General features: G+C 72.2%; 12 protein-coding genes. 8 read left to right on the top strand and 4 right to left on the bottom strand.

The features are described from left to right. Positions 1-361 precede the first annotated feature (361 nt). Together gltB and ACZ3HQ_RS23200 are read left to right on the top strand one after the other, a co-directional pair. Entirely contained in the window at positions 362-4,966 is a 4,605-nt protein-coding gene (gene gltB, locus ACZ3HQ_RS23205; RefSeq protein WP_467513685.1) for a glutamate synthase large subunit, read from the top strand. After that, positions 4,959-6,422, top strand: coding sequence for a glutamate synthase subunit beta (locus ACZ3HQ_RS23200; RefSeq protein ID WP_467513683.1), 1,464 nt, complete (start codon positions 4,959-4,961; stop codon positions 6,420-6,422). The genes gltB and ACZ3HQ_RS23200 overlap by 8 nt, the downstream gene beginning before the upstream one ends. Before the next feature lie 100 nt (positions 6,423-6,522). Here ACZ3HQ_RS23200 and ACZ3HQ_RS23195 read toward each other — a convergent pair whose 3' ends face one another. Next, positions 6,523-7,440: a rhomboid family intramembrane serine protease gene (locus ACZ3HQ_RS23195; RefSeq protein ID WP_467513681.1), complete on the bottom strand. Its 918-nt coding sequence runs from the start codon at positions 7,438-7,440 to the stop codon at positions 6,523-6,525. A gap of 299 nt (positions 7,441-7,739) precedes the next feature. Here ACZ3HQ_RS23195 and ACZ3HQ_RS23190 point away from each other — a divergent pair, with 299 nt between their 5' ends. After that, complete coding sequence (locus ACZ3HQ_RS23190; protein WP_467513679.1) at positions 7,740-8,969, top strand: esterase/lipase family protein; 1,230 nt, start codon at positions 7,740-7,742, stop codon at positions 8,967-8,969. A gap of 16 nt (positions 8,970-8,985) precedes the next feature. Here the strand turns inward: ACZ3HQ_RS23190 and ACZ3HQ_RS23185 are convergent, their stop codons facing one another. Then, positions 8,986-9,894, bottom strand: coding sequence for a hypothetical protein (locus tag ACZ3HQ_RS23185; protein ID WP_467514169.1), 909 nt, complete (start codon positions 9,892-9,894; stop codon positions 8,986-8,988). A gap of 95 nt (positions 9,895-9,989) precedes the next feature. Here ACZ3HQ_RS23185 and ACZ3HQ_RS23180 point away from each other — a divergent pair, with 95 nt between their 5' ends. Then, entirely contained in the window at positions 9,990-10,328 is a 339-nt protein-coding gene (locus ACZ3HQ_RS23180) for a chorismate mutase (RefSeq protein WP_467513677.1), read from the top strand. A gap of 108 nt (positions 10,329-10,436) precedes the next feature. Then, positions 10,437-12,917, top strand: coding sequence for an aminopeptidase N (gene pepN / locus ACZ3HQ_RS23175; protein ID WP_467513675.1), 2,481 nt, complete (start codon positions 10,437-10,439; stop codon positions 12,915-12,917). Positions 12,918-13,023: 106 nt separating this feature from the next. Here pepN and ACZ3HQ_RS23170 read toward each other — a convergent pair whose 3' ends face one another. Then, positions 13,024-13,335 (bottom strand): hypothetical protein, encoded by a 312-nt coding sequence (locus tag ACZ3HQ_RS23170; protein WP_467513673.1) that lies wholly within the window; start codon positions 13,333-13,335, stop codon positions 13,024-13,026. A 149-nt stretch (positions 13,336-13,484) separates the two neighbouring features. Here ACZ3HQ_RS23170 and ACZ3HQ_RS23165 point away from each other — a divergent pair, with 149 nt between their 5' ends. Together ACZ3HQ_RS23165 and ACZ3HQ_RS23160 are read left to right on the top strand one after the other, a co-directional pair. Next, complete coding sequence (locus ACZ3HQ_RS23165; protein WP_467513671.1) at positions 13,485-14,843, top strand: pyridoxal phosphate-dependent decarboxylase family protein; 1,359 nt, start codon at positions 13,485-13,487, stop codon at positions 14,841-14,843. Beyond that, positions 14,840-16,273, top strand: coding sequence for a lysine N(6)-hydroxylase/L-ornithine N(5)-oxygenase family protein (locus tag ACZ3HQ_RS23160; RefSeq protein WP_467513670.1), 1,434 nt, complete (start codon positions 14,840-14,842; stop codon positions 16,271-16,273). The genes ACZ3HQ_RS23165 and ACZ3HQ_RS23160 overlap by 4 nt, the downstream gene beginning before the upstream one ends. Here ACZ3HQ_RS23160 and ACZ3HQ_RS23155 read toward each other — a convergent pair. Next, positions 16,270-18,081: a bifunctional metallophosphatase/5'-nucleotidase gene (locus ACZ3HQ_RS23155; RefSeq protein WP_467513668.1), complete on the bottom strand. Its 1,812-nt coding sequence runs from the start codon at positions 18,079-18,081 to the stop codon at positions 16,270-16,272. The genes ACZ3HQ_RS23160 and ACZ3HQ_RS23155 overlap by 4 nt on opposite strands. 150 nt (positions 18,082-18,231) lie before the next feature. Between ACZ3HQ_RS23155 and ACZ3HQ_RS23150 the strand changes: the two genes are divergently transcribed. Continuing rightward, the gene (locus tag ACZ3HQ_RS23150; protein ID WP_467513666.1) at positions 18,232-18,915 is read left to right on the top strand and encodes an SIMPL domain-containing protein; all 684 of its coding nucleotides are present in this window, start codon (positions 18,232-18,234) and stop codon (positions 18,913-18,915) included. The last annotated feature ends 138 nt before the right edge of the window (positions 18,916-19,053 follow it).

The raw sequence follows: 19,053 nt of genomic DNA, 5'->3' as shown, positions 1-19,053 counted from the left end.
CACGCTTGACCGTCGGGCATGAGCCGTAAGCACTGCGGGCAACGGCGCTCGCGGTGCACTCGCGGGACGGGCGACGACGCCTCTTCCGCCCCCTGGGTCCGACCGGTCACCACCCGTCTGGCCCAGTCGCAGAACCCCGCTCGAAACGCAGTGACACCCCGCTGTTCCCGCCGCCCGGAGCGGCGTCCGCCGTACCCCACGGCACCCCGCCGCGCCCCCTGTGGCGTCCGCATGGTGGAACGGAGTATCCGGTTCCCGGCAAGCGTTCCATCATGTAACCTGCACGAAATTTTGCACCAGCAGAGGGCCAGCGTCGTCCCTCGGCACCTGCCACACGCCACTGACGACGACGGGAGAGCCGATGCGTACGACGCGCCAGCCGTCCCCGCATTCCGTGACCGACCGAGCCTGGTCCTTCATGGATGCCCGCCCTGCCGCGCAGGGCATGTACGACCCCCGCGACGAGCACGACGCCTGCGGCGTCGGCTTCGTGGCCACCCTCACCGGTGAGGCGAGCCACGCGCTGGTCGAGCAGGCGCTGACCGTACTGCGCAATCTCGAACACCGCGGCGCGACCGGCTCCGAGCCCGACTCCGGGGACGGCGCCGGCATCCTCTCCCAGGTGCCCGACGCGTTCTTCCGCGAGGTGGCCGGATTCGACCTCCCGGCCGCGGGTTCCTACGCCGTCGGCATCGCCTTCCTGCCCGAGGACGGCACCCCCGAGGTCGTCTCACGTATCGAGACGATCGCCGCCGAGGAGGGCCTCACCGTCCTCGGCTGGCGCGAGGTCCCCGTCGCCCCCGAACTGCTCGGCGCGACCGCCCGCTCGACCATGCCGGCCTTCCGCCAGCTCTTCGTCTCCGACGGGGTCAGCGAGGGCATCGCTCTGGACCGCAAGGCGTTCGTGGTGCGCAAGCGCGCCGAGCGGGAGGCCGGGGTCTACTTCCCGTCCCTGTCCGCCCGGACGATCGTCTACAAGGGCATGCTGACCACCGGCCAGCTCGAACCCTTCTTCCCGGACCTGTCCGACCGCCGGTTCGCCTCCGCGATCGCGCTGGTGCACTCCCGCTTCTCCACGAACACCTTCCCGTCGTGGCCGCTGGCGCACCCGTACCGCTTCGTCGCCCACAACGGCGAGATCAACACCGTCAAGGGCAACCGCAACTGGATGCGCGCCCGCGAGTCCCAGCTCGCCTCGGACCTCTTCGGCACCGACGACAACCTCGCGCGCACCTTCCCGGTCTGCACGCCGGACGCCTCCGACTCGGCGTCCTTCGACGAAGTGCTGGAACTGCTCCACCTCGGCGGGCGCTCGCTGCCGCACGCGGTGCTGATGATGATCCCGGAGGCGTGGGAGAACCACGCCACCATGAACGTGAAGGACGCCGACCGCCGCGCCTTCTACCAGTTCCACTCCACGATGATGGAGCCCTGGGACGGCCCCGCCTGCGTCACCTTCACCGACGGCACCCAGGTCGGCGCCGTCCTCGACCGCAACGGCCTGCGCCCCGGCCGCTACTGGGTCACCGACGACGGCCTGGTCGTCCTCGGCTCCGAGGTCGGCGTCCTCGACATCGACCCCGCCAAGGTCGTCCGCAAGGGCCGCCTCCAGCCCGGCCGCATGTTCCTGGTGGACACCGCCGAGCGCCGCATCATCGAGGACGACGAGATCAAGGCGTCCCTCGCCACCGAGCAGCCCTACGCCGAGTGGCTGGAGGCCGGCGAGATCGAGCTGAGCGACCTGCCCGAGCGCGAGCACATCGTGCACACCCACGCCTCCGTCACCCGCCGCCAGCAGACCTTCGGCTACACCGAGGAAGAGCTGCGCGTCATCCTCGCCCCGATGGCCAAGGCCGGCGCCGAGCCCATCGGCTCCATGGGCACCGACAGCCCCATCGCGGCCCTCTCCGAGCGCCCCCGGCTGCTCTTCGACTACTTCACCCAGCTCTTCGCCCAGGTCACCAACCCGCCGCTGGACGCCATCCGCGAGGAACTCGTCACCTCGCTGCGCTCCTCGCTGGGCCCCCAGGGCAACCTGCTCGATCCCACCGCGGCCTCCTGCCGTTCCGTCGTGCTGCCCTTCCCGGTGATCGACAACGACGAGCTGGCCAAGCTCATCCACATCAACGCCGACGGCGACATGCCCGGCTTCAAGGCCGCCACCCTCTCCGGCCTGTACCGGGTCTCCGGCGGCGGCGAGTCGCTCGCCGCCCGCATCGAGGAGATCTGCGCCGAGGCGGACGCCGCCATCGACAACGGCGCCCGGCTGATCGTGCTCTCCGACCGGCACTCCGACGCCGAGCACGCCCCGATCCCGTCGCTGCTGCTCACCGCGGCCGTCCACCACCACCTCATCCGCACCAAGCAGCGCACCCACGTGGGCCTGCTGGTCGAGGCCGGTGACGTCCGCGAGGTCCACCACGTCGCCCTGCTGATCGGCTACGGCGCCGCCGCGGTCAACCCCTACCTGGCGATGGAGTCCGTCGAGGACCTGGTCCGCGCGGGCACCTTCCTGCCCGGCATGGAGCCGGAAGCGGCCATCCGCAACCTCATCCACGCCCTCGGCAAGGGCGTGCTGAAGGTGATGTCCAAGATGGGCATCTCCACCGTCGCCTCCTACCGGGGCGCACAGGTCTTCGAGGCCGTCGGCCTGGACGACGCCTTCGTGGAGAAGTACTTCGACGGCACCACCACCAAGATCGGCGGCGTCGGCATCGACGTCATCGCGAAGGAGGTCGCCGCCCGGCACGCCAAGGCGTACCCGGCCAGCGGCATCGCGCCCGCGCACCGCACGCTCGACATCGGCGGCGAGTACCAGTGGCGCCGCGAGGGCGAGCCGCACCTGTTCGACCCCGAGACGGTCTTCCGCCTCCAGCACTCCACCCGCTCCGGCCGCTTCGACATCTTCAAGAAGTACACCGACCGGGTGAACGAGCAGTCCGAGCGCCTGATGACGCTGCGCGGCCTGTTCGGCTTCGACTCCGGCCGCGCCCCCGTCCCGGTGGACGAGGTCGAGCCGGTCTCCGAGATCGTCAAGCGCTTCTCCACCGGCGCCATGTCGTACGGCTCCATCTCCCAGGAGGCGCACGAGACCCTCGCCATCGCCATGAACCAGTTGGGCGGCAAGTCCAACACCGGTGAGGGCGGCGAGGACCCCGAGCGGCTGTACGACCCGGCCCGGCGCAGCGCCATCAAGCAGGTCGCCTCCGGCCGCTTCGGCGTGACCTCCGAGTACCTGGTCAACGCCGACGACATCCAGATCAAGATGGCCCAGGGCGCCAAGCCCGGCGAGGGCGGCCAGCTCCCCGGCCACAAGGTGTACCCGTGGGTGGCCAAGACCCGGCACTCCACGCCCGGCGTCGGCCTGATCTCGCCGCCGCCGCACCACGACATCTACTCCATCGAGGACCTCGCCCAGCTCATCCACGACCTGAAGAACGCCAACCCCTCGGCCCGCATCCACGTGAAGCTGGTCTCCGAGGTCGGCGTCGGCACGGTCGCGGCCGGGGTGTCCAAGGCGCACGCCGACGTGGTGCTGGTCTCCGGCCACGACGGCGGCACCGGCGCCTCCCCGCTCACCTCGCTCAAGCACGCGGGCGGCCCCTGGGAGCTGGGCCTCGCCGAGACCCAGCAGACCCTGCTGCTCAACGGGCTGCGCGACCGGATCGTCGTCCAGACCGACGGCCAGCTCAAGACCGGCCGGGACGTGGTCATCGCCGCGCTGCTGGGCGCCGAGGAGTTCGGCTTCGCCACCGCGCCCCTGGTGGTCTCCGGCTGCGTGATGATGCGCGTCTGCCACCTGGACACCTGTCCGGTCGGCATCGCCACCCAGAACCCCGTGCTGCGCGAGCGCTTCGAGGGCAAGGCCGAGTACATCGTCAACTTCTTCCGGTTCATCGCCGAAGAGGTCCGCGAACTCCTCGCCGAGCTGGGCTTCCGCTCCATCGAGGAGGCCGTCGGCCACGCCGAGGTGCTCGACGTGGAGCGCGCGGTCGACCACTGGAAGGCCCAGGGCCTGGACCTGGAGCCGCTGTTCCACGTGCCCGAGCTGGCCGAGGGCGCGGCCCGCCACCAGGTGGTCTCCCAGGACCACGGGCTGGAGAAGGCGCTCGACAACGAGCTGATCAGGCTCGCCGCCGACGCGCTGGCCGCCACCGACGCCACCGAGGCGCACCCGGTGCGCGCCCAGGTCGCCATCCGCAACATCAACCGCACGGTCGGCACCATGCTCGGCCACGAGGTGACGCGGAAGTTCGGCGGCGCGGGCCTGCCCGACGACACCATCGACATCACCTTCACCGGCTCGGCCGGCCAGTCCTTCGGCGCCTTCCTGCCGCGCGGGGTCACCCTCCGTCTGGAGGGCGACGCCAACGACTACGTCGGCAAGGGCCTCTCCGGCGGCCGGATCGTGGTCCGCCCCGACCGGGCGGCCGACCACCTCGCCGAGTACTCCACCATCGCGGGCAACACCATCGGCTACGGCGCCACCGGCGGCGAGCTGTTCCTGCGCGGCCGTACCGGCGAGCGGTTCTGCGTCCGCAACTCCGGGGCCCTGGTGGTCTCCGAGGGCGTCGGCGACCACGGCTGCGAGTACATGACCGGCGGTCACGCGGTCGTCCTCGGCCCGACCGGCCGCAACTTCGCGGCGGGCATGTCCGGCGGCATCGCGTACGTCATCGACCTCGACCCGGACAACATGAACGCGGGCAACGCGAACGCGGTCGAGCCGCTGGACGACGCCGACCGGACCTGGCTGCACGATGTGGTGCGCCGCCATGCCGAGGAGACCGGGTCCACGGTCGCGGCCAAGCTGCTCGCGGACTGGGACCGGTCCGTCGAGCGCTTCAGCAGGATCATCCCCAGCACGTACAAGGCAGTGCTCGCCGCCAAGGACGCCGCCGAGCGAGCCGGTCTCTCCGAGACCGAGATCACCGAGAAGATGATGGAGGCGGCGACCAATGGCTGATCCCAAGGGCTTTCTGAACCACGGCCGCGAGGTCGCCCGGACCCGTCCCGTCGACGAGCGCGTCAAGGACTGGAACGAGGTCTACGTCCCCGGCGCCCTGCTGCCGATCATCGGCAAGCAGGCCAGCCGGTGCATGGACTGCGGCATCCCCTTCTGCCACAACGGCTGTCCGCTCGGGAACCTGATCCCGGAGTGGAACGACTACGCCTACCGGCAGGACTGGGCGGCCGCCTCCGAGCGGCTGCACGCGACCAACAACTTCCCCGAGTTCACCGGGCGGCTGTGCCCCGCGCCCTGTGAGTCGGCCTGTGTGCTGGGCATCAACCAGCAGCCGGTGACCATCAAGAACGTCGAGGTCTCCATCATCGACCAGGCGTGGGAGACCGGGGACGTGGCCCCGCGCATCCCCGAGCGGCTGTCCGGCAAGACGGTCGCGGTGATCGGCTCCGGACCGGCCGGACTGGCCGCCGCCCAGCAGCTCACCCGCGCCGGCCACACGGTCGCCGTCTACGAGCGCGCCGACCGCGTCGGCGGCCTGCTGCGGTACGGCATCCCCGAGTTCAAGATGGAGAAGCGGCACATCAACCGCCGTATCGAGCAGATGCGCGCGGAGGGCACCCGGTTCCGCACCGGCGTGGAGATCGGCCGCGACCTCAAGGCCGGCGACCTGAAGAAGCGGTACGACGCGGTCGTCATCGCGGCCGGCTCCACCACGGCCCGTGATCTCCCCGTCCCCGGGCGGGAGTTGACCGGCATCTACCAGGCGATGGAGTACCTGCCGCTGTCCAACAAGGTCCAGGAGGGCGACTTCGTGGCCCCGCCGATCTCGGCCGAGGGCAAGCATGTCGTGGTCATCGGCGGCGGTGACACCGGCGCCGACTGCGTGGGCACCGCCCACCGCCAGGGCGCGGCCTCCGTCACCCAGTTGGAGATCATGCCCCGCCCGAACGACGCGCGGCACCCGCTGAACCAGCCCTGGCCCACCTTCCCCATGCTGTACAAGGTCACCAGCGCCCACGAGGAGGGCGGCGAGCGGGTCTACGCCGTCTCCACCACCCACTTCGAGGGCGACGAGGACGGCAACGTCCAGGCGCTGCACCTGACCGAGGTCGAGTTCATCGACGGCAAGCTGACCCCCAAGCCGGGCAGCGAGCGGAAGATCCCGGCCCAACTGGTCACCCTGGCCATGGGCTTCACCGGCACCGACCGGGAGAACGGCCTGGTCGACCAGTTCGGCCTGGAGCTGGACGAGCGGGGCAACATCGCCCGCGACGCCGACTTCCAGACCAACGTGCCCGGTGTGTTCGTGGCCGGTGACGCGGGCCGGGGCCAGTCCCTGATCGTGTGGGCCATCGCCGAGGGCCGCTCCGCAGCCCGCGGCGTGGACCGCCACCTCACCGGGGCCAGCGACCTGCCCGCCCCGATCCGCCCCACCGACCGCGCCCTGGCGGTCTGACACCCTCACACCCGGTGTGCCGTACAACGGCGTACGGAACATCAGACGGCGCCTGCCCGACAGTCCCCGACCGGACGCCCGGGCAGGCGCCGCCGCCTTGTCAGTAGGTGCCGCTGGTCAGCGTGGCCACCTTCACCGCCGCCAGGACCAGCAGCAGGACCAGCAACCCCGCGCACGCCGCCCACTGGATCAGGGCGCGGCGCTCGCCGCGCGGGGCGTAGGCGAAGGCCAGGGTGACGACGGCGCCCGCGAGCAGGCCGCCGAGGTGGCCCTGCCAGGAGGTCGCGAAGGCCGAGACCACCAGCCAGATCAGCAGGCCGGTCATGTACTGGTTGACCGACCGCATGTCGTAGCCGAGCCGCCGTCCCATCACCCAGTACGCGGCGCCCAGGCCGAACACCGCGCCCGAGGCGCCCACCGTCGGCACGTCCGGCGCGATCAGCAGGACCAGGACCGAGCCGCCGAGCGCCGAGAGCAGATACAGCGCGAGATAGCGGGCCCGGCCGAGCTGGGTCTCCACCACCCGGCCGACGTTCACCAGCGCCACCATGTTCAGCACGATGTGCACCACGCCGATCCCGTCGTCCGGCGGCAGGTGCAGGAACGCGCCGGTCAGCAGCCGCTCCCACTGCCCGCCCACCACCCCCTCCGGGGTCAGCACCGAGTCGTACGGGTACTGCCACAGGTAGTGGCCGCCGTCCGGGCCGACCAGCCCCGCGCCCAGCATCCCGAACCGGTCCACCACCGAGGGCCGGGCCAGCTCCACGAGGTAGGCGAGCACGTTCAGCGCCACCAGCACCCAGGTGACCAGCGGAAACGTACTGATCCGGCCGCCGAACGCGGTCCGCGCCTGCCGTACCGAGCGGGCGCCCTCCTGGACGCACTCCACGCACTGGTGGCCGACCGACGCCTCCCGCATGCAGTCCGGGCAGATGTAGCGGTCGCAGCGGGTGCAGCGGACGTGCGACTCCACCCTGGGATGACGGAAGCAGGTGGTCACGGCGGACTCGGCGGTCACGGCCGGCTCCTTCGGGGAAATCGGGGAAGGGGGTGCGGAGGGGAGCCGGTGGGGACGGCGGCGAACAAAATATCGGATCATCGCAGGATGGCCGCGCCCCCGGCTGTGATCAACCGATTTCCCGACGCCGCGTCACCACCCCGCCCGCTCCGCACTCGTGCGGATGAACCCCTCGGCGCGGCATGTTCCCGCAGGTCGGGGGCGCGCTGAGGATGGCCCGGAGCGCCGCGCCAACCGCAGTCACCCGGCCCGCACTTGACGGGCCGCTGCGCCGTGCGCGGGTCCGGAAGGAGCCGGCCTTGACCGAGCAGATCGAGCAGATCGAGCAGATCGAGCAGGCGGAGTGCGGCGTCGGGGAGTTCACCCTCACCGGCCCGCTGGCCAGCGCGCCCCCGGCCGGGTACACCGCCCCCGAGCCCGACGAGAAGTGGACGTTCCGCGGCGGCTTCGCCCACGTCCACTACGGCGAGCGCAACCAGGGCATCGTCCGCCCGGTGCTCATGGCCGACGGCTTCAACCTCGGCAAGAGCGACCTCGCCTGGCTCTACGCGGGCCTCGACGGCGACTTCCCCCTCCTGACCGAGCTGCGCCGTCGGGGTTGCGACGTCATCCTGGTCGGCTTCGACGAGCGCAGCGCCTCCGTGCTCGACAACGCCCGGACGGTCACCGAGGCCGTGCTGCGGACCATCGCCGAACGGCTCGGCTCCAGCCCCCTCACGGTGGGCGGCTTCAGCATGGGCGGCCTGGTCACCCGCTACGCGCTCGCCAGGATGGAGCACGAGCGCATGGACCACCAGACCGCCGTCTCCTTCTCCTACGACACCCCGCACCGCGGCGCCTACATCCCCCTCGGCCTCCAGGCGTTCGCGCACTTCATCCCGGTGCCCAACGACTTCGCCCGGCAGATGAACAGCCCCGCCGCCCGTCAGATGCTCTGGCGGCACCACGACGCGATGACCGGCCAGAACGGCATCGCCCCCGAGCGCCGCGACTTCCTCCAGCGCCTGGCCGACGTCGGCGGCTGGCCGCGCCTCCCGCGCGTCCTGGCCCTCGCCAACGGCCGCGGTGACGGCACCGGCATCGCCGTCCCGCCCGGCGAGACGGTGCTGAAGTCGGAGCGGGTCTACCCCGGCACCGTCTTCTCCGCCCAGGCGCAGGGCCGCGAGGTCACCGTCGCCGAGCTGAAGCGCCGCTTCCCCGCGTCCGAGAAGACGATCACCACCGGCGACCTCCCCGAGCTGGACGGCGCCCCCGGCGGCACCCTGCGCTCCTACGGCATCCTCGCCGACGCCCTGAGGAAGGCCGGCGCGCAGGTCGATCTGCGGCACGAGGAGATCTGCTTCGTGCCCACGGTCAGCGCGGTCGCCCTCCGCGACCTGGACCAGCAGAAGGACCTCTACGTGAACGTGGAGGACGTCGACCCGGACGAGAGCGAGGCCGACGACTTCATCTGGTCCTCCACGACCACCGCGCACACGGCGGTCACCGAGGAACTCGGCACCTGGCTGCTGGAGCGCCTCCCCGGCTGACCCGGCCCGGCCCCCGCTAGGTGTCGCACTCCAGCACCGTCCGGCACAGCCCGCAGCGGGCCCTGACCCGGCCCTGCACCGGCACCCGGATGCGCTGGTGGCACACCGGGCAGGGGAACGACACCTTCAGCCCCGCCCCGTCCGGGGTGAACGCGTAGGGGGAATCCGGACGGGGCCCGCCGGTGCCATGGCCGGCGGTGCCGTGCCGGGCCGTGTCCCGCCGGTCGTGGGCGTACCGGCGGCGGGCCGCCCAGCCCGCCCCGCTCAGCGGCGCGCTCCGCTCGTCCGCCCGCGCCCGGTCCCGGCCCGCGACATACGCCGTGTACGCCTGCGGGCTGGTGAACCACACCGCCGGGTCCTCCCCGAACACCGCCGCCCGCTTCGCCAGGACGTAGCCGAACTCCTCCGGGGTGAGATAGCCCAGCTTCTGCGACGCCTCGCCGTGCTCCCGGTAGGCGTCCAGCAGCAGCCAGCCCGCGCCGAGATACGTGGTCACCGTGTCGGTGAGGATCTCGTTCTCGGCGGTCGTCGGGAACTCCAGGCCCAGCCGGTGCAGATACACATGGGCCACCTCGTGCGCGAGGGCCGCGCCGATGTCCCGCCGGTGGGTGCGGAAACGGTCGTTCAGCTCCACGAAGTACTCCGGGCCCGCCGCGAGTTCCACATCGGCCGCGTGCGTCATCTCCCGGAAGCAGACGATCAGCCGCGCGTCCGGCAGCCGGAAGTGCCGCACCAGCTCCCGCGCCACCCGCTGCGCGCCCAGATGCAGATCGTCGTCGTCGCCGAACGCCACGTCGGCCGGGGCCACGCTCGCCGCGAAGGTCCGCAGACCGTCCTCCGACAGCCGCCGGTACAGCGCCGTGACCGCCGACCGCACCGTGTGAAGGTGCGGGAAGCCGTGTTCCACCGGTCCGCCTGCCACCACGCCCGCACCCCCGAAGGTCGTCCGGAACACCCCCTCCCACTGTAGAACCGCCCACCGCCACCGCGACCGCCCCGCGCCCCGTAGGGTTGACCCCCATGACCATCAGCAACACCGGCACCGGTGACGTCGACCCCGAGGCCCGCGAGGAACTGGAGCGGCTGCGGGCCAGCATCGACAACATCGACGCGGCCGTCGTCCACATGCTGGCCGAACGCTTCAAGGCCACCCAGCAGGTCGGCCGCCTCAAGGCCCGCCACCACCTGCCGCCCGCCGACCCCGCCCGCGAGAGCCGGCAGATCGAGCGGCTGCGCAGCCTCGCCGAGGACGCCCGCCTCGACCCCGCCTTCGCCGAGAAGTTCCTGAACTTCATCGTCGCCGAGGTGATCCGGCACCACGAGCGCATCGCCGAGGACACCGCCCACACCCGACCCTGACCCGCGTACGCCCGGCGCGGGACCGGCGCGGGCCCGCGGGGCCGGACATAAGCCGTGTACCGAACCGCCCCTGTCCGCCGCCGGGGGCGATCGGGCAGCATGGCCCCCATGTCCGTACTGACGCGCGACGAAGCGCAAGCCCGAGCAGAGTTCCTCGACGTCCACCACTACACCGTCGATCTCGACCTCACACGTGGTGACGAGACCTTCGGCTCCCGTACCGCGGTCCGGTTCACCGCGCGCACGGACGGGGACACCTTCGTCGAGCTGAAGCCCGCCGAGCTGCGCGCCGTCACCCTCGACGGACAGCCCCTGGACACCGAAACCCTCGACGGCAACCGGCTGCCGCTGAAGAACCTCACCGCGGGCGAGCACGAACTCACCGTCGACGCGGTCATGCGCTACTCCCGCACCGGCGAGGGCATGCACCGCTTCACCGACCCCACCGACGGCGAGACCTACGTCTACACCCAGCTCTTCCTCGACGACGTCCAGCGCGTCTTCGCCGCCTTCGACCAGCCCGACCTCAAGTCCGTCTTCGACGTGAGCGTCACCGCCCCCGAGGGCTGGCAGGTGCTCGCCAACGGCGTCACCGAGCACCTCGGCGAGGGCCGCTGGCGCGCCGCCACCACCCCGCTGATCTCCACCTACCTCGTCGCCGTCGCCGCCGGCCCCTGGCACTCCGTACGCACCGAGCACCGCGGCCTGCCCTTCGGTATCCACTGCCGCCGCTCGCTCGCCCCCCACCTCGACGCCGACGCCGACGAACTCCTGGACATCACCCGCGCCCTGTACGACCGGTACCACGAGAAGTTCGAGGAGCCCTACCCCTTCGACTCCTACGACCAGGCGTTCGTCCCCGAGTTCAACGCCGGCGCCATGGAGAACCCCGGACTCGTCACCTTCCGCGACGAGTTCGTCTTCCGCTCCGCCGTCACCGACACCGAGCGGCAGACCCGCGCCATGGTCATCGCGCACGAGATGGCCCACATGTGGTTCGGCGACCTCGTCACCCTCAAGTGGTGGGACGACATCTGGCTGAACGAGTCCTTCGCCGAGTACATGGGCTACCAGACCACCCTGGAGGCCACCCGCTTCACCCAGCCCTGGGTGGAGTTCGGCGTCACCCGCAAGTCCTGGGGCTACGACGCCGACCAGCGCCCCTCCACCCACCCCGTCGCCCCCGAGTCCGTCGACGACACCGCCGCCGCCCTGCTCAACTTCGACGGCATCTCCTACGCCAAGGGCGCCTCCGCGCTGCGCCAACTCGTCGCCTGGCTCGGCGAGAAGGACTTCCTGGCCGGCATCAACGTCCACTTCGAACGGCACAGGTTCGGCAACGCCACCCTCGCCGACTTCATCGACTCCCTCGCCTCCGCCACCGAACGCGACGTCCCCGCCTGGGCCGACGCCTGGCTGCGCACCACCGGCGTCGACAAGCTCACCCCCCGCCTCACCACCACCGACGGCGAGCGCACCCTGACCGTCGAGCACGACGGCAGCCGCCCGCACCGCGTCACCGCCGGCGTCTACGACCACGACCTCACCGAGGAGGGCCGCCTGACCCTGCGCGAACGCGTCGGCCTCGACGTCCCGCAGACCGCGCCCCAGCCGCTCGGCAAGCGGCCCGCGCTGCTCCTCCTCAACGACGGCGACCTCACCTACGCCAAGGTCCGCTTCGACCCCGAGTCCTTCGAGACCCTGCGCACCAGCCTCTCCGGCCTGCCCGACCCGCTCACCCGCGCCGTCGTCTGGAACGCCCTGCGCGACGCGGTCCGCGACGGCGAACTCCCGCCCGCCGCCTACCTGGAGACCGCCCGCGCCCACCTGCCGCTGGAGACCGACCTCGCCCTCGTCCAGGGCGTCCTGGCCTTCGCCGGCGCCCACATCGCCGACCGCTACCTCACCCCCGAGGAGCGGCCCGCCGCCCTCGCCACCCTGCGCTCCCTCTGCCGCGACCTGCTGCGCCGCACCGAGGACGGTGACAACCCCGGTCTGCGCCTGGTCGCCGTACGGCACTTCATCGACTTCGCCGCGCACCCCGACACCATCGCGGCCTGGCTGGCCGACGGCACCGTGCCCGGCGGGCCCGAACTCGACCCCGAGCTGCGCTGGCGCGTCCTCGGCCGGCTCGCCGTGCTCGGCGCCACCGACGAGGCCGCCATCGCCGCCGAACTGGAGCGCGACCCCTCCGCCAACGGCCAGGAAGGCGCCGCCCGCTGCCGCGCCGCGCTGCCCGACCCGGAGGCCAAGCGGCGGGCCTGGGAGGCGATGTTCGCCACCGACGACCTCTCCAACTACCTGTTCAAGGCCACCGCCCAGGGCTTCTGGCAGCCCGAACAGGCCGACCTCGTCGCCGAGTACGTACCCCGCTACTACGACGAGGCGGTCGCGGTGTCCGCCCGGCGCGGGCCCGCCATCGCCACCGCCGCCGGCGCCTGGGCCTTCCCGCACCACGCCGTCGACGCCGAGAACCTGGCGCTCGGCGAGGCGTGCCTGCGCGACGCCGACCCGGTGCCGGCCCTGCGGCGCAGGCTCGCCGACGAGCTCGACGACCTGGCACGGGCGTTGCGGGTGCGCGGGGAGTAGCTTCTCGGCGCCGGGCGGTGTGGCTCAGGACCCCCTCAGCCACTCCGCCCGGCGCAGCACGCCGTCCGGCGCCTCCAGGGCGAAACCGAGCCCTGCTAGGAAACGCTCACCCGCCGTCCACCCGGCCGGCACCGTCGCCGTGACACGGGAGGCGCCCCGCGCGAGCAGCGACTCCGCCACCGCCCGCCCCAGACCCCGGCCCCACCAGGAGCAGCACCTTGGCATCGGGGTCCGCGCCCTCGGGCAGCGCGTAGTACAGGCTCTGCACATCGCCCGGCGCCGACGGCAGACCGGTCGCCGCCGTGAACCAGTCCTCGCACTCCTCGAACAGCCGCAGCAGCGCCGCCTCGTCGGCCGGACCCGGCTCGCGCAGCAGCACCCGCTCACCCGGCAGCTCCACCGTCCACGTCTCGCACATCCCGGCGACGGTAGTGCCGCCCGGACGCCGCTCCAACGCGTTTTCCCCGTACGGCAGTACCCATTTCCCGCTCCCGCTCGTTGTGCAGCGCGGACACCCGGCTCCCGAACCAGAGCGCCGGTGCGCGTCCCCGCCCCGCAGGAGAGCCCATGAGCATTCCGCCCCTCGCCTCAGGACCCCACGGCCCGGACGCCCTGCGCCCGCTCCTGGACACCGTCCTCGACGCCCTCACCACCGGCGCCGCCGCCCGCGGCGGCCCGCTCCCCGCGGGCGGGCCCGACGCCGTCGCCGCCCGCGTCACCGACGCCCTCGGCGACGTACTCCCCGAACACGGCGACCCCGACGCCCTGCGCGCCCTCACGCACGCCCTCGCCGCAGGCGCCGCCGACCCCGCCGACCCGCTCTGCGCCGCCCACCTGCACTGCCCGCCGCTCGCCGTCGCCACCGCCGCCGACCTCGCCGTCAGCGCGCTCAACCCCTCACTGGACTCCTGGGACCAGGCACCCGCCGCCTCCGCCCTCGAAGCCCGCGTCACCGGCGCTCTGGCCGCCCGCATCGGCCTCGCGGACGCCGTGGTCACCACCGGCGGCACCGAGGCCAACCAGCTCGCCCTGCTGCTCGCCCGCGAGGCCCACGGCGCCCACGTCCGGCTGGTCTGCTCGGCCGCCGCCCACCACTCCCTGCCCCGCGCCGCCTGGCTGCTCGGCCTGCCCGACCCCGTCGTCCTGCCCGCACCCAACGGCACCCTGGACCCCGCCGCGCTGGACGCCGCCCTCACCGAGCTGACCGGCCCCCTCCTCGTCGCCGCCACCGCGGGCACCACCGACGCCGGGCTCATCGACCCGCTGCCCGAGATCGCCGCCCGCTGCGCCGCCCACGGCGTCCGGCTGCACATCGACGCGGCCTACGGCGGCTGCCTCGCCCTCAGCGACCGCCACCGCGCCCTGCTCAGCGGCCTCGACGCCGCCCACACCGTCGCCCTGGACCTGCACAAACTCGGCTGGCAGCCCGTCGCCACCGGCTTCCTCGCCGTGGCCGACGCAGACGAACTCGACGCCCTCCACCAGCGCGCCGACTACCTCAACGCGGGCGACGACACCGAGGCCGGCCTCCCCGACCTCCTCGGCCGCTCCACCCGCACCACCCGCCGACCCGACATCCTGAAGGCCGCGGTCACCCTGCGCACCCTCGGCCGCACCGGCCTCGCCGACCTCATCGACCAAGTCCTCACCCTCGCCCGCGACTTCGCCGACCGCGTCGAGGCACACCCCGGCCTCGAACTGTACGACCGGCCCACCCTCGCCACCGTGCTGTTCCGGCCCGCCCACGCGAGCGACGACGCCGTGGCCGCCGCCCGCCGCACCCTGCTGCACGAGGGCCACGCCGTCCTCGGCCGGGCCCGCGCCGACGGCCGCCTCTGGCTCAAGGCCACCCTCCTCAACCCCCACACCGGGCCCGACGACCTGGCCCACCTCCTGAAACTCGCCGAAGGACACACCCCCGCATGAGCCACCCGACCAACCCCCCACACCAGGAGCCCGAGTCCCCCCGCGACCTCGTCGGCATCGGCATCGGCCCCTGCAACCTCTCCCTGGCCGCCCTCGCCGCTCCGCTGGCCGAACTCGACGCCGTCTTCTACGAACAGCGCCCCGGCTTCGACTGGCACCCCGGACTCCTCATCGACGGCGCCACCCTCCAAGTCCCCTTCCTGGCCGACCTGGTGACCCTCGCCGACCCCACCAGCCCATGGAGCTTCCTCAACTGGCTCCGCACCCGCGACCGGCTCTTCCCCTTCTACTTCGCCGAGCACTTCCACATCCAGCGCGCCGAGTACGACGCCTACTGCCGCTGGGTCGCCGGCCAGCTCCCCGGACTCCGCTTCCGCCACCAGGTCGACGCCGTCCGCTGGAACCCCGAACGCGACGTGTTCGAGGTCGACTTCACCCGGCTCGACGCCGACGGCCACGCCGAGGCCCTCGGCCGCACCCGCACCCGCAACATCGTCCTCGGCATCGGCAGCGCCCCCCACGTGCCCGAACCACTGCGCCCCCTCGCCGCCGCCCCCGGCGTCCCCGTCCTGCACGCCGCCGACTACCTCGCCCACCGCGAGGCGCTGCTCGCCGCCGGGCACGTCACCGTCGTCGGCTCCGGCCAGTCCGGCGCCGAGGTCTTCCTCGACCTGCTCCGCCACCGCCCCGCCGGACGCGAACACCTGCACTGGATCGGCCGCACGGCCGCCTTCGCACCCATGGAGTACTCCAAGCTCGGCCTGGAACACTTCACCCCCGACCACACCCGCTACTTCCACGCCCTCGCCGAGCCCGTCCGCGACCGGCTCGTCGCCGCCCAGTGGCAGCTCCACAAGGGCGTCGACGCCGGGACCCTCGCCGCCATCCACGACGAGCTGTACCGGCGCACCCTCGACGGCGGCTGGCCCGACGCCGTCCTCACCCCCGGCGTCCAGGTCCGCACCGCGGGCCGCCTCGGCACCGGACAGGTCGAACTCCACCTGGAACACCTCGACCAGGGCAGCCGCACCCGCCTCGCCACCGACGCCGTCGTCCTCGCCACCGGCTACCGCATGCGCCCCCTCGACGGCCTCCTCGCCGGACTCGACCCCCACCTGCGCCGCGACAGCGCCGGACGCCCCCGGATCGACGACGAGTTCCGGCTCGTCCTCGACCCCGCCGTCAGCGGCCGCGTCCACGTCCAGAACGCCGAACTCCACACCCACGGCGTCGGCGCCCCCGACCTCGGACTCGCCGCCTGGCGCAGCGCCACCATCCTCAACTCCCTGACCGGCAAGGAGCAGTACCCACTCCCCACCCGGACCGCCTTCACCACCTTCGGCCTGCACCCGCAACGCCGAAGCCCCGGCGAGGGCACGGCCGACCGGGCCCGTGCCGCCACCGGGGCTCCACCCGGACCGGCGTACTAGAACACCGGCGTCCCGTTCCGCGTCAGCCTCCAGTCCACCGACGCGAAGTCCTTCGGGTCCAGCACACCCTTCGCGGTCACCCACTCCGCGATCCGGGTCCGGATCTCCGTCGACTCCGACCACAGCTCCTTCGCCGCCGCGACATACGGGAACGCGCCGCCGCCGTTGGCCCGGTAGTTGTTCACCGCGAACACGAACCGGGCCGCGTCGTCCAGCGGAGCCCCGCCGAAGGTCAGGTTCTTGATCCGCGACCCGGCGGGCTGCGCGATGTCGATGTCGTACGACAGCCCCGACACGTAGTCGTAGTTGTAGTCGGGGCGGTCGGCCGCGTTCGTCAGCTTGTCCACGTCCACCGGCGCGCCCGGCGCGGTCTGCACGTAGTACTGCGCCGAGAACTCCAGGTACGCCCGCACCTGCGCGCCCGTCAGCAGCTTCGCCACCAGCGTGTTGTCGTACACGTACAGACCCGACAGGTCCCGGATGGTCACATCGCCGGCCGGGATCTCGCTCGTCCGGGAGAACGGCGACGCCTGCGCCAGCACCGGCAGCGAGGCGTACTCGGTGCCCGCCAGCGCGGCCTTGACCACGTCCTCCTGCACTTTGGTGATCAGGTCGATGATCGGGGCGTCCTTGTACCGCGCCTCCACCGTGGTCAGCGTCTCGGTCGCCCGGCCCACCACCTGGTTGACGTATGCCACCACCTTCGCGTGCTCCTTGGAGAGCAGCTTGGTGATCTTCGGGTCGTCCGCCACCGTCCGCGAGTCCCTGAGCGACGCCTTCACCGACTCCACCTGCCAGCGGCCCCGGCTGAAGACCAGCTCGAAGTCGAACAGGGTCAGCCGCTCCGCGAAGCACAGCGGCTCCGACAGCACGACCGTCTTCCCCGACTTCTCGTTGACGACCCGCAGCTCCGGGATCTCCTGGTGCGCGTGCCCGACCAGGATCGCGTCGATCCCCGGCACCTGCCGGGCCACGTTCGCCGCCGCGTTCTCCACGTACGGCACCTGGTCACCGTAGGACGAGGTGCCCGAGGTGCCCGAGTGCGCCGAGACCACCACGATGTCCGCGCCCATCGAGCGCAGCTTCGGCACCCACTTCGCGGCCTGCTCCTCAAGCCCCTCGAAGGCCAGCTTGCCCTGCACGAACGCCTTGTCCCAGATGGCGATGCCGGGGTTGGTGAGCCCCAGCACCGCGACCTTCACCGGCGGCGCGCCCGGCACATGGAACCGCTTCATGAAGTACGGCGCGAACGCCGGCCTCAGCGTCTTGGCGTCCACCGCGTTCGCGCCCAGCAGCGGGAAGTCGAGCTGGTCCTCGAAGCGGCGCAGCGTCTCGATGCCGTAGTTGAACTCGTGGTTGCCGAGCGCCGCCGCGTCGTACCCGATCGCGTTCATCGCCTTCGCCATCGGGTGCACCGGGCCGCCCTCGGCGGTGATCGGATCCACCTTGGCGTAGTAGTACGTCAGCGGGGTGCCCTGGATGGTGTCGCCCGCGTCCAGCAGCAGGGTGTTGCCGCGGCCCTTCTCCTCACGGACCTGGTTCACCAGCGTCGAGACCCGGGCCAGGCCCTGGGCGTTGCCCGCCGCGTCCTTGTAGTCCGCGTTCTTGAAGTAGTCCCAGTTGAAGACGTGGCCGTGCAGGTCGGTGGTCCCCATCACGGTCAGCGCGTACCGCTTCCCGGAGTGCCCGTGGCGGCCACCGGCGGCCTCGGCAGCCTCCGCCGCCGGGGCTCCCGCCCCGCCCGCGATCGCCACGCCCGCCCCGGTGACGGCGGACTGCTTCAGGAACTTCCGGCGGTCGAACGGCATCTCTCGGTCTCCTCGGCAAGGGGTCGACAACGCGCGTAGATTGTGGCCCGACCATGACAGGTCGCAACAGACCCCCCAGGTTGCGATCCGGTGACCGATTTCCGTCAACTCCCCCCGCCGGCGCGCCGGACACATGACACAGTGGGACGTATGACCCCTGAGGCGACCCCCGCGTACGGCACCGCCGACGCCCCGCTCCTCGCCGTCCGGGGCGAGGCCGAGTTCCAGACCGAGGCCGAGATCGCCCGCATCGGCGTCACCGTCACCGCCCGCGGCCGCGACCGCCGCGCCACCCTCGACGACCTCAGCCGCCGCAACACCGCCGCACTCGACGTGCTCAAGTCCTACGGCGACGCGGTCCCCGACCTCACCACCGGCTCCCTCGGCGTCACCCCCGAACTCAGCGACCGCGGCCGGGGCGAGCGGGTGCGCAGCCACCAGGGAGTCGTCCGCATCGACGCCGAGATCACCGACTTCGCCGTCCTCGGCGAACTCACCGCCCGACTGGCCGAGTTGGAGCTGACCGAGCTGGACGGCCCCTCGTGGTCGCTGCGCCCCGACTCCCCGGCCCACGCCGAGGCCCGCCGCCGCGCCGTCGCCGACGCCCTCCAGCGGGCCCGCGCATACGCCGACGCGCTCGGCACCTCCCTCGCCGCGCTGACCGAACTCGCCGACACCGGTACCGACCGGCCCCGCAGCGTCTCCGCCTTCGGCCGCTCCGCCCGCCGGGCCGACGCCGCCGAATCCGCCGAGCCGTTCGATCTCCAGCCCGCGCGATTGTGGGTCTCCGCGCAGGTCACCGCGCGGTTCACGCTGGTACCGCCCCGGCTTTAGCGGAGCCTCTGGTGCAAAGAACTATTGCTGGTTCAAAGAACTATTGCGCGAAAAACATCGCTCATAGGAGCGGGTCATCGCACAATTCAACACTTGTCAATAACCCTTTCCTCAAAGGTTGTTGAGTGGTCATGGAGC

The organism is Streptomyces sp. NPDC018263 (assembly GCF_055562575.1).
The sequence above is the reverse complement of the archived record's forward strand: the minus strand, read 5'-3'. Positions and strand labels throughout refer to the sequence as shown.

Bases quoted from the DNA above. Each gene is read 5' to 3' on its own strand.
- ACZ3HQ_RS23150 (WP_467513666.1), top strand. From the start codon at position 18,232: ATGACCCCTGAGGCGACCCCCGCGTACGGCACCGCCGACGCCCCGCTC.
- ACZ3HQ_RS23180 (WP_467513677.1), top strand. From the start codon at position 9,990: ATGACCATCAGCAACACCGGCACCGGTGACGTCGACCCCGAGGCCCGC.
- ACZ3HQ_RS23200 (WP_467513683.1), top strand. From the start codon at position 4,959: ATGGCTGATCCCAAGGGCTTTCTGAACCACGGCCGCGAGGTCGCCCGG.
- ACZ3HQ_RS23155 (WP_467513668.1), bottom strand. From the start codon at position 18,081: ATGCCGTTCGACCGCCGGAAGTTCCTGAAGCAGTCCGCCGTCACCGGG.
- pepN (WP_467513675.1), top strand. From the start codon at position 10,437: ATGTCCGTACTGACGCGCGACGAAGCGCAAGCCCGAGCAGAGTTCCTC.
- ACZ3HQ_RS23165 (WP_467513671.1), top strand. From the start codon at position 13,485: ATGAGCATTCCGCCCCTCGCCTCAGGACCCCACGGCCCGGACGCCCTG.
- ACZ3HQ_RS23160 (WP_467513670.1), top strand. From the start codon at position 14,840: ATGAGCCACCCGACCAACCCCCCACACCAGGAGCCCGAGTCCCCCCGC.
- ACZ3HQ_RS23170 (WP_467513673.1), bottom strand. From the start codon at position 13,335: ATGTGCGAGACGTGGACGGTGGAGCTGCCGGGTGAGCGGGTGCTGCTG.
- gltB (WP_467513685.1), top strand. From the start codon at position 362: ATGCGTACGACGCGCCAGCCGTCCCCGCATTCCGTGACCGACCGAGCC.